General features: G+C 67.2%; 15 protein-coding genes. 3 read left to right on the top strand and 12 right to left on the bottom strand.

From position 1 onward, the window contains the following. Positions 1-53: 53 nt before the first annotated feature. Positions 54-848, top strand: coding sequence for a VTT domain-containing protein (locus ARTSIC4J27_RS07850; RefSeq protein ID WP_050054655.1), 795 nt, complete (start codon positions 54-56; stop codon positions 846-848). Between the two features lie 91 nt (positions 849-939). On the opposite strand, the gene rdgB is transcribed toward ARTSIC4J27_RS07850, so the two are convergent. The 6 genes from rdgB to clpS form a co-directional block, all read right to left on the bottom strand. Further along, positions 940-1,608, bottom strand: a complete 669-nt coding sequence (gene rdgB / locus ARTSIC4J27_RS07845; RefSeq protein ID WP_050054654.1) for an RdgB/HAM1 family non-canonical purine NTP pyrophosphatase — start codon at positions 1,606-1,608, stop codon at positions 940-942. Continuing rightward, positions 1,605-2,363, bottom strand: coding sequence for a ribonuclease PH (gene rph, locus ARTSIC4J27_RS07840; RefSeq protein ID WP_050054653.1), 759 nt, complete (start codon positions 2,361-2,363; stop codon positions 1,605-1,607). Before rph ends, rdgB begins: the two co-directional genes overlap by 4 nt. Before the next feature lie 78 nt (positions 2,364-2,441). Beyond that, a complete protein-coding gene (locus ARTSIC4J27_RS07835) occupies positions 2,442-3,239 on the bottom strand; it encodes an MBL fold metallo-hydrolase (RefSeq protein ID WP_050054652.1) in 798 nt (265 codons plus the stop codon). Further along, the gene (murI, locus tag ARTSIC4J27_RS07830; protein WP_407681124.1) at positions 3,236-4,246 is read right to left on the bottom strand and encodes a glutamate racemase; all 1,011 of its coding nucleotides are present in this window, start codon (positions 4,244-4,246) and stop codon (positions 3,236-3,238) included. Before murI ends, ARTSIC4J27_RS07835 begins: the two co-directional genes overlap by 4 nt. A 105-nt stretch (positions 4,247-4,351) precedes the next feature. After that, the gene (locus ARTSIC4J27_RS07825) at positions 4,352-4,918 is read right to left on the bottom strand and encodes a DUF2017 domain-containing protein (RefSeq protein ID WP_050054650.1); all 567 of its coding nucleotides are present in this window, start codon (positions 4,916-4,918) and stop codon (positions 4,352-4,354) included. Next, complete coding sequence (gene clpS / locus ARTSIC4J27_RS07820) at positions 4,911-5,294, bottom strand: ATP-dependent Clp protease adapter ClpS (RefSeq protein ID WP_050054649.1); 384 nt, start codon at positions 5,292-5,294, stop codon at positions 4,911-4,913. The genes ARTSIC4J27_RS07825 and clpS overlap by 8 nt, the downstream gene beginning before the upstream one ends. 273 nt (positions 5,295-5,567) lie before the next feature. On the opposite strand from clpS, the gene ARTSIC4J27_RS07815 reads away from it, so the two are divergent. Beyond that, positions 5,568-6,896, top strand: a complete 1,329-nt coding sequence (locus tag ARTSIC4J27_RS07815; RefSeq protein WP_050054727.1) for a nicotinate phosphoribosyltransferase — start codon at positions 5,568-5,570, stop codon at positions 6,894-6,896. Positions 6,897-6,905: 9 nt separating this feature from the next. Then, complete coding sequence (locus ARTSIC4J27_RS07810; RefSeq protein ID WP_050054648.1) at positions 6,906-7,544, top strand: isochorismatase family protein; 639 nt, start codon at positions 6,906-6,908, stop codon at positions 7,542-7,544. 64 nt (positions 7,545-7,608) lie between these two features. Here ARTSIC4J27_RS07810 and ARTSIC4J27_RS07805 read toward each other — a convergent pair whose 3' ends face one another. From ARTSIC4J27_RS07805 to ARTSIC4J27_RS07780, 6 genes are all read right to left on the bottom strand, one after another. Further along, positions 7,609-9,390 carry a DEAD/DEAH box helicase gene (locus ARTSIC4J27_RS07805; protein WP_050054647.1) on the bottom strand — a complete coding sequence of 594 codons (1,782 nt, stop codon included), beginning with the start codon at positions 9,388-9,390 and terminating at the stop codon, positions 7,609-7,611. Further along, on the bottom strand, positions 9,390-9,722 hold the full coding sequence (locus ARTSIC4J27_RS07800; protein ID WP_370455872.1) for a DUF3039 domain-containing protein: 333 nt from the start codon (positions 9,720-9,722) through the stop codon (positions 9,390-9,392). The genes ARTSIC4J27_RS07805 and ARTSIC4J27_RS07800 overlap by 1 nt, the downstream gene beginning before the upstream one ends. 119 nt (positions 9,723-9,841) lie before the next feature. Next, positions 9,842-10,624, bottom strand: coding sequence for a glucosamine-6-phosphate deaminase (gene nagB, locus ARTSIC4J27_RS07795; RefSeq protein ID WP_050054646.1), 783 nt, complete (start codon positions 10,622-10,624; stop codon positions 9,842-9,844). Between the two features lie 21 nt (positions 10,625-10,645). After that, positions 10,646-12,217, bottom strand: coding sequence for a hypothetical protein (locus ARTSIC4J27_RS07790; protein ID WP_050054645.1), 1,572 nt, complete (start codon positions 12,215-12,217; stop codon positions 10,646-10,648). Next, positions 12,199-13,119 carry an ABC transporter ATP-binding protein gene (locus ARTSIC4J27_RS07785; RefSeq protein ID WP_235436600.1) on the bottom strand — a complete coding sequence of 307 codons (921 nt, stop codon included), beginning with the start codon at positions 13,117-13,119 and terminating at the stop codon, positions 12,199-12,201. The genes ARTSIC4J27_RS07790 and ARTSIC4J27_RS07785 overlap by 19 nt, the downstream gene beginning before the upstream one ends. A gap of 102 nt (positions 13,120-13,221) precedes the next feature. After that, positions 13,222-13,524: a DUF3253 domain-containing protein gene (locus tag ARTSIC4J27_RS07780; protein WP_050054644.1), complete on the bottom strand. Its 303-nt coding sequence runs from the start codon at positions 13,522-13,524 to the stop codon at positions 13,222-13,224. Between the last annotated feature and the right edge of the window lie 11 nt (positions 13,525-13,535).

Genomic DNA, 13,535 nt, shown 5'->3' with positions numbered 1-13,535 from the left:
CCACCGGGAAGAAGAGGCATGTCAAGTACCCTTGAGGAGTGAACTTTCCTGTGATGAACGACTTCGCTGTGTCCATGCTGGGCGGTGCGGGACCGGTGCAGCCACAGCTGGCCTCCTTCCTGCCCGACTGGCTGAACCCCCAGGTCTTCCTGGCCGATCCCGCCCTCGCACCCTGGGTGGTCCTGCTCGTCTGCGGCATCGTCTTCGCGGAAACCGGGCTGCTGGTGGGCTTCTTCCTGCCGGGTGACTCCATGCTGTTCACCGCGGGGTTGCTGGTGGCCACCGACACCATCAAGTTCAACGTGTTCCTTTTCGCGCTGCTGATCATCGTGTCGGCAATCATCGGCAACCAGACCGGTTACCTGATCGGCTCCAAAGCCGGCCCCGCCATCTTCAACAAGCCCAATTCGCGCCTGTTCAAGCGCGAGAACGTTGAAAATGCGCACGCCTTCTTTGAAAAGCACGGCGGCAAAGCGCTGATCCTTGCCCGCTTCGTACCGATCATCCGGACCTTCGTCCCGGTTATCGTGGGCGTTGCGCAGATGAGCAAGAAGAAGTTTTTCCTCTACAACGTCATCGGCGCCTTCCTCTGGGGCGGCGGCGTAACCCTCCTGGGGTACCTCCTGGGCGACCGCATCCCCTGGGTCCGCGACAACCTGGACATCATCTTCATCGCCATCGTTCTGGTCTCGGTGCTGCCCATCGGCGTGGAGGTCCTGCGCGGCATGTCCGCCAGGCGCCAGGCCACCGCCTACGGCACGGACCCGGTGGACGAATTCATCGAAGAACACGCGCCCGAGGAAGAGCACAAGACTCCCCGGCATGTCCACGGAACACGGCCCGAGTAGCAGCGGGTCTTACCGCACGAAAAGATCAGGGTGCGCTCCGGGCATCGGCCCGGAGCGCACCCTTCTTTGTGCCAGCTTCGCAGTCGCCTGCTCAGCGGTCCTGGAGGGCCTTGACGATGGCGGGCAGGAGCGCGCGGAACGCCTTGCCGCGGTGGCTGATGGCATTCTTCTCGTCGGCGGACAGTTCCGCGCAGCTGCGGGTCTCCCCCGCCGGCTGCAGCACGGGGTCGTAGCCGAAGCCGCCGTCACCGCGCGGTTCGCGCAGGAGCACGCCCTCCAGCTGCCCGTACTCCACCACTTCGTGCCCGGAATCCCCGTCGGCCGCCGGGACCGCCAGGGCTGCCGCGCAGACAAAAGCGGCGCCGCGGTGGGCGTCCGGGACGTCGGAGAGCTGGTTGAGCAGCAGCCGAAGGTTCGCTATGTCGTCCCCATGGCTGCCGGCCCAGCGCGCCGAGAAGATGCCGGGCGCTCCGCCCATCACATCCACAGCGAGGCCGGAGTCATCGGCGATGGCCACCAGGCCGGTGGCCTCAGCGACAGCCCGTGCCTTGAGCAGGGAATTCTCGGCGAACGTCACGCCCGTTTCGACGACGTCGGGGGCACCTGCCGCTGCTGCGTCCACCACCTGGGTGTCGACGTCGAGCCCCGGCACCTGCCCGCGCAGCAGTTCACGCAGCTCCCGGAGCTTGCCCTTGTTGTGCGTGGCCAGGACCAGGCGCGGTGTTGTGCCTTGACCCGGCGCGGCGCCGGCCGCGCTCACAGGGTGTCTGCCAGGGTTTCGCGCTGAATGGCCGCAAGCTGGGTGGTGCCGAGCAGGGCCAGGTCCAGGAGCTGGTCCAGTTCGGCGCGGTCGAAAGGCGCGCCCTCGGCGGTCCCCTGGACCTCCACGAACTTGCCCGAACCGGTAACCACCACGTTCATGTCGGTTTCGGCCCGGACGTCCTCAACGTACGGCAGGTCCAGCATGGGAACGCCGTCGATGATGCCCACCGATACGGCCGCGATGGTATCGATCAGGGGCTGGGCGTTCTTGGCGATCAGCTTGTTGTCGCGGGCGAACCGGATGGAGTCAGCGAGCGCCACGTAGGCGCCGGTGATGGCTGCGGTCCGGGTTCCGCCATCAGCCTGCAGAACGTCGCAGTCCAGCACGATGGTGTTCTCGCCCAGGGCCTTGGTGTCGATGATGGAGCGCAGGGAACGGCCAATGAGCCGGGAGATTTCGTGCGTGCGCCCGCCGATCTTGCCTTTGACTGACTCCCGGTCGGAGCGGGTGTTGGTGGCGCGGGGCAGCATGGCGTACTCGGCGGTGACCCAGCCGCGGCCCTCGCCCTTGAGCCAGCGCGGAACTCCCGCGGTGAGGGAAGCTGTGCACAGGACCCGGGTGTTGCCAAACTCGATCAGGGCCGATCCTTCGGCCTGGTTGGACCATCCACGGGTGATGCTGATGGGCCGGAGCTGGTCCGGGGCGCGGCCGTCGGCGCGCACGATGGGCACTGCAGTTGCTTCAGAAGTCATGCCTTTAGCTTATCCACTGCCGGCCGCCGGGATGCCCGCACCAAAATCGCGCAGGGCAACCTGCCGATGAAGAACCAGCTAGATGGTGTAGTGCACGCCCGCCACGGCAACAGCCACGTCGCCACCGAAAACCGGCCTGGCCTCTGCCATCACGGTGGTCTGCGAGGTCCACACCGGAATGTGCGTGAGGAGGAGCCGGCGGGCACCGGCAGCGGCAGCTGCTTCGCCTGCCCGCTTGCCGGTCAGGTGGACGTCCTTGATGCCGTCATCCCGGCCTTCTTCAAAAGCTGCTTCGCACAGGAACAGGTCCGCATCCTTGGCGGCCTCCTCAAGGGCCGCGCAGGAATCCGTGTCGCCCGAGTAGGTCAACGTTTTGGCGATCCGGTTGCCTTCCTTGTCCGGCTCCACCACCTCCACCCGGAGGGCATAGCATTCCTCGATGGGATGGTTCACGGCGTACGGCGTGACGGTGAAGGGACCCACGGTCACCGGCTCGCGCTCGGCCCAGTTGGTGAAGTCGAACTCCTCGCGCATGCCCGGATCGAGTTCCAGGCCGTAGGCCGTGGCCATCCTGTCAGCCGTGGCGGCCGGCCCCCATACCGGAATCCGGCCCCGGCCCCAGCCGCCCGGCTTCCACCGGACTGCCACGTGCAGGCCGCAAAGGTCCATGCAATGGTCGGGGTGCAGGTGGGTGAGGAAGATCGCGTCGATGTCTTCAAGGTCGGTGTACCGCTGGATGGCGCCCAGGGCGCCGCTGCCGAGGTCCATAACCACTTTCCAGGTCCGCTCGCCGTCATTGGCGGTCAGCAGGTAGCACGACGCCGGGGATCCCGGCCCGGGAAAGGACCCGGTGCAGCCGACGATGGTGAGCTTCACTGGTCTGAACCCCCGGGGACGGAACTGCCCACGAAGTTGGAGATTCGGGGACGGGTGCCGGCACGCTGCGCGGCGGCGATCATTTCCGGAGTGATACGGGCCAGGCTGCCGGTGGGATACTGGGCCGCCACATGGTCCACGTGCCGGACCGAGAGGACTTCGGGGCCCAGGAAGCGGCGGGCCAGTGCCTCGAACTGGGCGGCGTCTCCGGTGGCCACGAAGTGGTGCTCGGGCGGCGAGGATTCGGTGCGCTGCAGGTTGTGCGTGGCAAGGGCCCGGTAGACGTCCTTGGCGGTTTCCTCCGCGCTGGACACGAGGGTGACGTCCGCGCCCATTACGTAGGAGATGACGCCGGTCAGCAGCGGGTAGTGGGTGCAGCCCAGCACCACGGTGTCCACGCCGGCGGCCTTGAGCGGGGCCAGGTATTCCTCGGCAACGGCCAGCAGGGCCGGGCCGGTGGTAACGCCGGCCTCCACGTAGCTGACGAACTCGGGACAGGCCACCGAGGTGATGTGAAGGTCCGGGGCCGCCGCGAAGGTGTCCTCGTAGGCCCGCGAGCCCACGGTGGCGGAGGTGCCGATCACGCCCACCCTGCCGCTGCGGGTGGCGGCGACGGCGCGCCGCACCGCGGGCTGGATGACCTCAATGACGGGGATGCCGTACCTTGCCGTGTACCTCTCCCGCGCGTCGCGGAGCACAGCGGCCGACGCCGAGTTGCAGGCGATGGTGAGCAGCTTGACGCCGGAGTCCACCAGTTCGTCCATCACGCCCAGGGCGTTGGCCCGGACTTCCGCGATGGGCAAAGGACCGTACGGCCCGTGCGCGGTGTCCCCTACGTAGAGGATGGACTCGTTCGGGAGCTGGTCGATGATGGAGCGTGCCACCGTAAGGCCGCCGACGCCGGAATCGAAGACACCGATGGGCCGTGATTCCACGGCAGCGGCGGGCAGGTCGCTGGCTTCGGACCCTGCTGCCGCAGCTGGATCCATGCTCGAGGCTGTTGTCATGATTATTCGAGGATAGGGCTTCCCCGCAACCTCAGCCATCATCTTGTGGCCTGCGACTCATGTCTAATTTGTCACACGGCTCACAGCCGAAGCCGCGGCTACCGCTCAACGGCGGGTGTCCAGTGACTGCAGCATGGCCTGGACCAGTGATTCCTGCAGCCAGGTGGCAAAGTTGTACACCAGGGCCAGGTAGCTCTCCACATCCTCGGCCTGGGACCAGTCCTGCATCAGGTGGACGTGCTCGGCATCCTCTTCGTCCTGGATGTCCAGGCGTTCGGCCAGGACCAGCCGGACATCGTTCAGTGCCATGGACCAGTGCCGGGCGCCTTCGGCGGTCAGGACAATCTCGTCCTTGTCCAGGTCCAGCGCGGCCGCCCGGAGGGCGCCTATTTTCGTCTCCCGCAAGGATCGCTCGGTGAGCTGCCGGAACTCCAGGGACGCGGCGTCGTCGTTCTTCATCACGTTGGGAAGGAGCCGCTTGACTGCCCTGTCCGTGGGAACGGCAACGTCCATGTCGAGGCCGATCAGGGCAGCCAGCGGGTCCTGGCCCGATCGGTCTTCCGGCTGGAGCATGGAGATCACGTCGTCGATGAGGCTGCGCAGCAGCTCCCGCTCCGTGGGCTCCAGGTAGCCGGTAATTCCTTTGAGTCCGTACTTAAACGCCTTAGCCACGCTTCCCCTTACCCTGGCCCGGTCCGCCGGACTTGCCTGAATTGCCGCCCGATCCGCCGCTGGCCTTCTCCACCGTGGCCCACAGCCCGAAGCCGTGCATGGCCACGGCGTGCCGCTCCACCTGTTCCTTGCTGCCATGGGCAACAATCGAGCGGCCCTTTTTGTGGACCTCCATCATGAGCTTGTTGGCTTTGGTCTCCGAGTAGCCGAAGTAGCTCTGGAACACATAGCTGACGTAGCTCATGAGATTAACGGGGTCATTCCAGATCACCAGGTTCCAGGGGATGTCCGGTGCGGCCAGGAAGTCGGTGGACTCCGCCGTGCCGGTCCGGGTGCCCTCTTGCGTATCAGGGCCGAGCGCAACGCTTAAGGTCATCTGTCCATTCTATGGGGAGGGCCGCGCGTCTATGGCGAGGGGCCCGCGGCGAAGCGGAGCGAGACGTGGGAGCCGGTGGGTGGGCCCACACCGGCGAGGGGCCCGCGGCGAAGCGGAGCGAGACGTGGGAGCCGGTGGGTGGGCCCACACCGGCGAGGGGCCCGCGGCGAAGCGGAGCGAGACGTGGGAGCCGGTGGGTGGGCCCACACCGGCGAGGGGCCCGCGGCGAAGCGGAGCGAGACGTGGGAGCCGGTGGGGACTAGAGTGATTTTCGTGAGCACCTCTGCCGGCTGGGACCATCCCCGCACGTCCTTTTACACTGACCACTACGAGCTGACCATGCTGCAGGCATCACTCCATTCGGGCGCCGCGCACCGCAAGTCCGTCTTTGAGGCCTTCGCCCGGCGGCTCCCCGACGGCCGCCGCTACGGCATCGTGGCAGGGACGGGGCGGCTTCTGGAGGGCATCGCGAACTTCCGGTTCGGGGAGGCGGAACTGGACTTCCTGGCCCGCACCGACGTGGTGAACGAAGAGACGTTGGAGTACTTGGCGTCCTACCGGTTCTCCGGGGATATCTGGGGCTACCCGGAAGGCGAAGCCTACTTCCCGTACTCCCCCATCCTCATCGTCGAGTCCACCTTCGCCGAAGCCTGCATGCTGGAGACCTACCTGCTTTCGGTCCTCAACCACGACAGCGCCATCGCGTCCGCCGCATCCCGGATGGTCAGCGCTGCCGGCGGCCGGCCTTGCATCGAGATGGGTTCCCGCCGCACGCACGAGGAGGCCGCCACCGCGTCCGCCCGGGCAGCCATCATCGCCGGCTTCGACAGCACGTCCAACCTCGAAGCCGGCATCCGGTACGGGGTCAAGACCGTGGGCACCGCCGCACACTCCTTCACCCTGCTGCACGACACCGAACGGGACGCCTTCGAGGCCCAGATTGCCTCCCTCGGCGAGGGCACGTCCCTCTTGGTGGATACGTACGACGTCGAAACGGCCGTGCGTGCTGCCGTGGACCTGGCAGGTCCACGCCTGGGCGCCGTGCGGCTTGATTCCGGCGACCTCGTTGCGCAGGCCCAGTGGGTGCGCCAGCTCCTGGACCAGCTGGGCAACGAGAACACCAAGATCGTGGTCACCTCGGACCTGGACGAGTTCGCCATTGCCGCGCTGCAGTCCGCGCCGGTGGACTCCTACGGCGTGGGAACCTCGCTGGTCACCGGATCCGGGGCTCCCACCGCGTCCATGGTTTACAAGCTGGTCAGCCGCACGGACGACGACGGGAACTTCGTCTCCGTGGCCAAGGCCGCGAAGAACAAGGGAAGCGTGGGCGGCCGGAAGTACGCCCTGCGGAAACTGGACGAACGCGGCATTGCCACCGCCGAGGTGGTGGGTGTGGGCCACCGGCCGGAGGACGACGGCAACGACCGTCCGCTGCTGCAGCAGTTTATGAAGAACGGCGAACTGATGCCCGGCTGGACCGGCCACGAAGGAGTGGTACGCGCCCGCCGCCGCCACGCTGAAACCATGGCCGAGCTGCCCGCCGTCGTCAACCGCCTCCAGCGCGGGGAAGCAGCCATCCCTACTCACTATGAAGAAAACTGAGGAGAACTGATGTCCCGGGCCCTGATCATCGTCGACGTCCAGAACGATTTCTGCGAAGGCGGCTCCCTGGCCGTCGCCGGCGGCGCGGACGTGGCCGGCGCCATCAGCGAATACATTGACGCGCACCACAACGAGTTCGACCACATCGTGGCCACCCAGGACTGGCACATCAATCCGGGCGACCACTTCTCCGAGACCCCGGATTTCGTTGACAGCTGGCCGCCGCACTGCGTGGCCGGGACCCGGGGAGCCGAGCTCCACCCGGACCTGGACACTGAATACATCGAGGCCTACTTCCAGAAAGGGCAATTCGCCGCCGCCTATTCCGGCTTTGAAGGGCTGCTGGCACCCGAGGATGCCGTGCCCACCGGTGAGCGGCAGCCCGGCGCGCTGCCCGGTGCCGGCGAGGTTGACCGGCTCACCCCGGATGAAGACGCTATCGGCCTGGACGACTGGCTGCAGAGCAATGACGTGGAGGAGGTTGTAGTGGTGGGCATCGCCACCGACTACTGCGTCAAGGCCACCTCGCTGGATGCCGTGCAGGCGGGCTACTCCGTCACGGTTATCCGCTCCCTGACAGCAGGCATCGCGGACGACCTGGAGGAAACCGTCACGGAACTGGAGCTCGGCGGCGTGGACGTCGCCTGAACACCCGCAGCTGCAGCAGTGGCCCCGTGCTGTGCACGGGGCCACTGCTGCTCGCCGGCGTATGTTATTTCCTGCCGATGAACCAGTCCTGCAGTTTCCGCAGGCGGGACTGCAGCTGTTCCTCGTTCGCCTGGGCAACGGGCGGACCGCCGCAGACGGTGCGCAGCTTGGTATGCACCACGCCGTGCGGCGTTCCGGTGCGCGCTGACCAGGCAGCCACGTTTTTGGCCAGCTCGTTCCGGAGGTCCATCAGCAGCCGGTGGTCCGGGACGGCGGGCGCGGGAGCCTGCGCAGCCGCGGGAGCCTTTCGGTTCTTGCGGTTGAGCTGTTCGTGCTGGCGCTGCCGGAGGAGCGTTCCCACCTGTTCGGCGTCCAGCAGCCCGGGGATCCCCAGGAAGTCCAGTTCGTCCTCGGAGCCAACCTCGCCGCCGGTTCCGAACTCGCCGCCGTCGAACAGGACCCTGTCGAAGGACGCCTGGGAGTCCAGTGCCTCGAACTTGCCCTTGGTCAGGCTGTCGGAGGCCTTCTCCTCGCGGTTGGCCTCCTCCATGAGCGAGTCTTCGGGGTTGAACAGTCCGTCCCCGTCCTCTTTCTCCGGCCGGTCCAGGGCGTGGTCGCGCTCCATTTCCATGGAGTTGGCCAGGGCCATCAGCTGGGGTACCGAGGGCAGGAAGACCGACGCCGTCTCGCCCCTTTTGCGGGCGCGCACGAAGCGGCCCACGGCCTGGGCGAAGAACAGCGGGGTGGACGTTGAGGTGGCGTAGACGCCGACGGAAAGGCGCGGAACGTCCACACCTTCGGACACCATGCGGACGGCCACCATCCAGCGTTGCTCGCCGGCGGAGAACTCCTCGATCTTGCTGGAGGCCTTCGCGTCATCGGACAGGATGACAGTGGGCGACTCCCCCGTGATCCGCTTCAGCTGCCCGGCGTAGGCACGCGCGTCCTCGTGGTCGGTGGCAATGACCAGGCCGCCGGCGTCGGGCACGGTCCGGCGCACTTCGCTGAGCCGCTTGTCCGCGCCGGCCAGGACTGCAGGAATCCACTCGCCGGCCGGGTTCAGCGCCGTCCGCCAGGCATGGGACGTGATGTCCTTGGTGACCGCGGCTTCGCCGAGCGAGGCAGCCATTTCCTCGCCGGCACTGGTGCGCCAGCGCATCTGGCCGGAGTAGGCCATAAACATCACCGGACGCACCACATGGTCCCGCAGGGCGTTGCCGTAGCCGTAGGTGTAGTCAGCCTTTGAGCGGCGGATGCCGTCCCGGTCCTCGGCGTATTCGACAAACGGGATGGGCGAGGTGTCGGAACGGAACGGGGTACCGGTCAGGGACAGCCGCCGGACCGCGGGGTCGAACGCCTCCCGCAGCCCGTCGCCCCAGGAGAGGGCTTCGCCGCCGTGGTGGATTTCGTCCAGGATCACCAGGGTCCGGGCGGCCTCCGTTTTGGCCCGGTGCAGCAGGGGCTTGCTGGCCACCTGGGCATAGGTGACGGCCACGCCAATGAACCCGCGGCCGTGCTGGCCGTCGGAGTTCTTGAAGTTGGGGTCGATGGCGATGCCAACCTTTGCTGCCGCATCCGCCCACTGGCGCTTCAGGTGGTCAGTGGGCGCCACAATAGTCACCCGGTTGACGGCGCCGGAGTCTATGAGCGTGGATGCGATCCGCAGCGCGAAGGTGGTTTTACCGGCGCCGGGAGTAGCTACCGCCAGGAAGTCCCGCGGACTCGTCCTCAGGTAGAGGTCCAGGGCTTCCTGCTGCCAGGCACGGAGTTTCGGGGCGGTTCCCCAGGCTGCACGTTCCGGATAAGCCGGAGGCAGGGTGGGGCCGCCAAAGAGCGTCTCCGTCACTATTTGTTGTTGCCTGAGTCCCCTCCGGGACCCTTGCCGCCGTCGTTGCCCGGGCGGAGGCCGTCATAGACCTCTTTGCACATGGGGCACACCGGGAACTTCTGCGGATCCCGGCCCGGCGTCCAGACTTTGCCGCACAGGGCGATGACAGGCTCGCCAGTCAGCGCGGACTCCATGATTTTTTCCTTGCGCACATAGTGCGAAAAGCGCTCCCGGTCCCCGGGCTCCACTTCCTGGCGCAGTTCCTCGCGCTCAATGGTGGCTGTGGACGATCCAGCCCCGGAAAGCTCGCGCATCGGGTCGTTGTCGAGGGGGTCCGTCATGCTAGTCATGCGATCCATCTTAGCCGTTCCGGCGGGCAGGCGTTCGACGCCGGAGGCTCCCGCCGCGCCGCCCGGGACCTGCCGCCGTCGTACTTTTCCTCCGGGTTGCGTCCACTGCCGTGGCCGCTTCAGAGGCCCTGCCAGGCAGGTTTGTTGTCATAGGTGTGGCGGTAGAAATCCGCCAGCTTCAGCGCCGAGGCGGCAGCTTCGTCCAGTAAGACAGTGGCGTGCGGGTGGAACTGCAGCACCGATGCCGGGCAGATGGCAGCCACCGGCCCTTCAACGAATTCCCGCACGGCCTGCGCCTTTTGTGCCCCCGTTGCCACCAGGATCACATGCCTGGCTTCCATGATGGTGCCCAGCCCCTGGGTGAGGACGTGGTGCGGGACCTCTGCGAGGCTGTTGAAGAACCGGGCGTTGTCCCGGCGTGTCTGCTCGATGAGGCTTTTGATCCGCGTGCGTGAGGCGAAGGAGGAACCGGGCTCGTTGAAGCCGATGTGGCCGGCGGTGCCCACGCCCAGCAGTTGCAGGTCGATGCCGCCCGCCGCAGCGATGGATTCCTCGTACGCCTGGCAGGCGGCGGGAATGTCGGCCGCCGTGCCGTCCGGGCCGTGGACGTTCTCCGGCGCGATGTTCACCCGGTCGGTGAACTCGCGCCGGATCACTTCGCGGTAGGACTCGGGGTGGCCTGCTGACAGGCCAACGTATTCGTCGAGGGCAAACCCGTGCGCGCGGCTGAAGTCCAGGCCGTCCCGGTCGTGGCGGGCGGCCAGCTCGTCATAGACGGGCAACGGCGAAGACCCGGTGGCCAGGCCGAGGACCGCGTCCGGCTTGTGCCGGAGCAGCTCCTCGATGGCGTCGGCTGCCAGCTTGCCGATCTGTTTGCTGCCGTTGAGGATGACGATTTCCATCTTGTTCCTTCCAGGGCGTTCTCAGCGGTTGACGGTGACCTGGGCCAGCAGTTCGGGCACGCGGGCGTCCAGCCATTTCCCGCCAAGCCTTACGCCGGTGACAAGAAGCGCAAGCCCCAGCAGGAGCCCGGCCCCGAGGTTGAGCCAGCCGAACAGGCTGTTGCCCGTGACCAGCTGGGCGATCAGCAGCGCCGCCTCGGGCAGGACCAGGAGAAACAGAATCCCCATCCCGGCGAACTGCACTGCAAGGGTCTGGCCCACGTTTCCGGGCGGCTTCTTGAAGGGGCTGTCCCCCGGCAGCGGAACGGCCACCGTGTACCGGGCAGACACCACGGAGGACAGTCCCAGCCCCGTAAAGAGGATTCCCAGGCTCAACCCCAGCTGGCCGGGAAGGGAAGCCCACTGCCCGGTGAAAGCAGCGTGGCCAATGGCGAACGCGAGGACAACCGGCAGGGCGAAGGCCAGGCAGGCGAGCGCCCGGCCCAGCCTGTCGTCCACGCCCCGGACGCCGCTGGCCAGGTGCAGCGCGAAGGCCGTGTTGTCATAGGAGACATCGGCGGAGATGGACCAGGCCAGGATAAACGCCGTCAGGGGCGCCAGGAAGGCAAGCGTGCTGAAGTCGCCGGTCTGGCTGCCTTGGAACACCAGAAGCACGGGAAGAAGCGGCACCACAATAAGTGAGCCGGAGTAGCGCGGATCACGGATCCAGTAGGTGAGGGAGCGGGCCATCACGGCTCCCGCCGGAACAGCGGGCAGCAGCCCGAACAGGCCCAGCTTTCCGCCTTTGCGCCTGCCGCTGCCGGAATAGGGCGGATTGACCAGGGCCCGCACCAGCAGCAGCTTCCAGCACCAGGCGAGTCCGGCCAGGACCGCAGCGGAAATGAGCAGCTTCAGGGCGGCTTCTCCCGGGCGCCCGGCAGCTATGTCCCCGGCAATGGACCAGGGGGCGCCCAGCGGAGTCCAGGACATCGTCTGCGCAAATTCCGGCAGGAAGCCGGTCGAGGCGGAGATTCCGCGGCTGACTCCCGCCACGATCGGTCCCAGGAGGACCAGGGGCACCATAAAGGCGATGGCGCTGACGTCCTTAAAGCGCCGGGATGCGGCGAGGCTCGCAGTTGCCGTGGTGACCACTTTGGACAGCACAATGCAGGTCAGTACTCCCAGCACTGCTCCCACGAGGGCTGCGAGCGCGGGCAGCACCCCGCGGGACCAGGTCGCTACCGTGGCCAGTGCCACCAGTGTTGTGGCCAGCCCGGGAATGCCGATCAGCCCGCCCAGCGCCAGCCCTGCCAGCATCTGTTTCATGGGGACGGCAAAGGTGGTGAAGCGGGCCGGGTCGAGGGTCATGTCCGTGGCCGATGCGACCACCGGAATGATGCCCCAGCCCAGGATGGCGGCCGAGCCGCCGAGCACCACCGCGGTGTGGGCAAGTTCGGGGTCTGCCCGGCGCAGCAGGACCAGCACCAGCACCAGCGTGCCCACCAGGCCCAGGGCATAAAGTCCGGCGAAGGCCATTCCCACCAACTGCCAGGGGCTGCGGCGCAGGCCGTTGCGCAGCAGCGTCAGTTTGAGCCTTAGAAGGTGCGCAACCATTCCAGCCCTTCCGTGTGGCTGCGGCCGCCGACCAGTTGGACGAAGCGGTCCTCCAGGGACGCCCCGGCCCGGACCTCGTCAACGGTGCCGGCCGCCAGCAGCCGGCCGGCGGCCACCACGGCCACGTGGTCGCACATGCGCTGGACCAGGTCCATCACGTGGCTGGAGACGATCACTGTTCCGCCCGAAGCCACGTAGCTGTCCAGGATGGAGCGGATATTGGCGGCAGAGACGGGATCAACCGCCTCAAAAGGTTCATCCAGCACCAGCAGCCGGGGCGCATGGATCAGGGCTGAGGCCAGGGCAATCTTTTTGGTCATGCCGGCGGAGTAATCCACCACCAGCGTGCCTGCGTCCTGGGCCAGGTCCAGTGCTGCCAGCAGTTCCCCGACGCGGCTGGCCACCACATCCTTGTCCATGCCGCGCAGCAGCCCGGCGTAGGTGACAAGTTGCTCGCCCGTGAGCCTGTCGAACAGCCGCACGCCGTCGGGAAGGATGCCCATCAGCCGCTTTGCCTCCAGCGGCCGGGCCCAGACATCAACCCCGTGGACCACTGCCGTTCCGAAGTCGGGGCGCAGGAGGCCGGTGGCCATCGACAGCGTGGTGGTCTTGCCGGCACCGTTCGGGCCCACGATCCCGAAGAACGAACCGGCCGGAACGTCCAGGCTGAGGCCGTCCACCGCGATCTTCTGCCCAAAGCGCTTCGCCAGCCCGCGGATGGACAATGCGGCTACGGGCGCGGCGGCCTGTGGCGGAGCAGGGTGCTGGGCCGGATCAGGGTGGTTTACCGGAACGGGGTGGCTTTCCGGAACGGGGTACAGGGCCGGATCAGGCTGGTTTACCGGAACGGGGTACAGGGCCGGATCAGGCTGGTTTACCGGATCGGGGTGCTGGGCAGTCATGATGCCAGACTAGTCCTCACCCTGCGGCCGCGGGGTCCTCCTGCAGGAGTAGAAAACCAGGCAGGACTTCCCGAAAAGCCGGCCAGTCCTGCCGCCCTGGCCCTACCGCTCCCGGTCCTGCCGCTTCCTGCGGATGCGGATGGGACCTTTGGCGGTGGCCGGATCCACCACTGACCCGCCCTGGGTGATCTCCACCTCGCCGGCGTCCACCAGCCGTCGCGCAGCCTCGCGGGCGGGCTCCATCAGGTCGCGCCAGGTGTCATCGCCAACAGCGCGGGCTGCATCCGACGGGCAGATGGTGGACGTGGCGGCCCTGGCAGCCAGGAGCGCCAGGATGGTGGTTTCGAGTTGCCGGCCCAAGCTGCCGCCCGGGGTTTGTGCCTTGTCCTGATTCCCGTCGGCCATGTCGCACCCGG

This window comes from Pseudarthrobacter siccitolerans (assembly GCF_001046895.1).
Lineage (GTDB): Bacteria > Actinomycetota > Actinomycetes > Actinomycetales > Micrococcaceae > Arthrobacter > Arthrobacter siccitolerans.
Note: the sequence above shows the minus strand (reverse complement) of the source record. Positions and strands in the feature narration are given on the sequence as shown.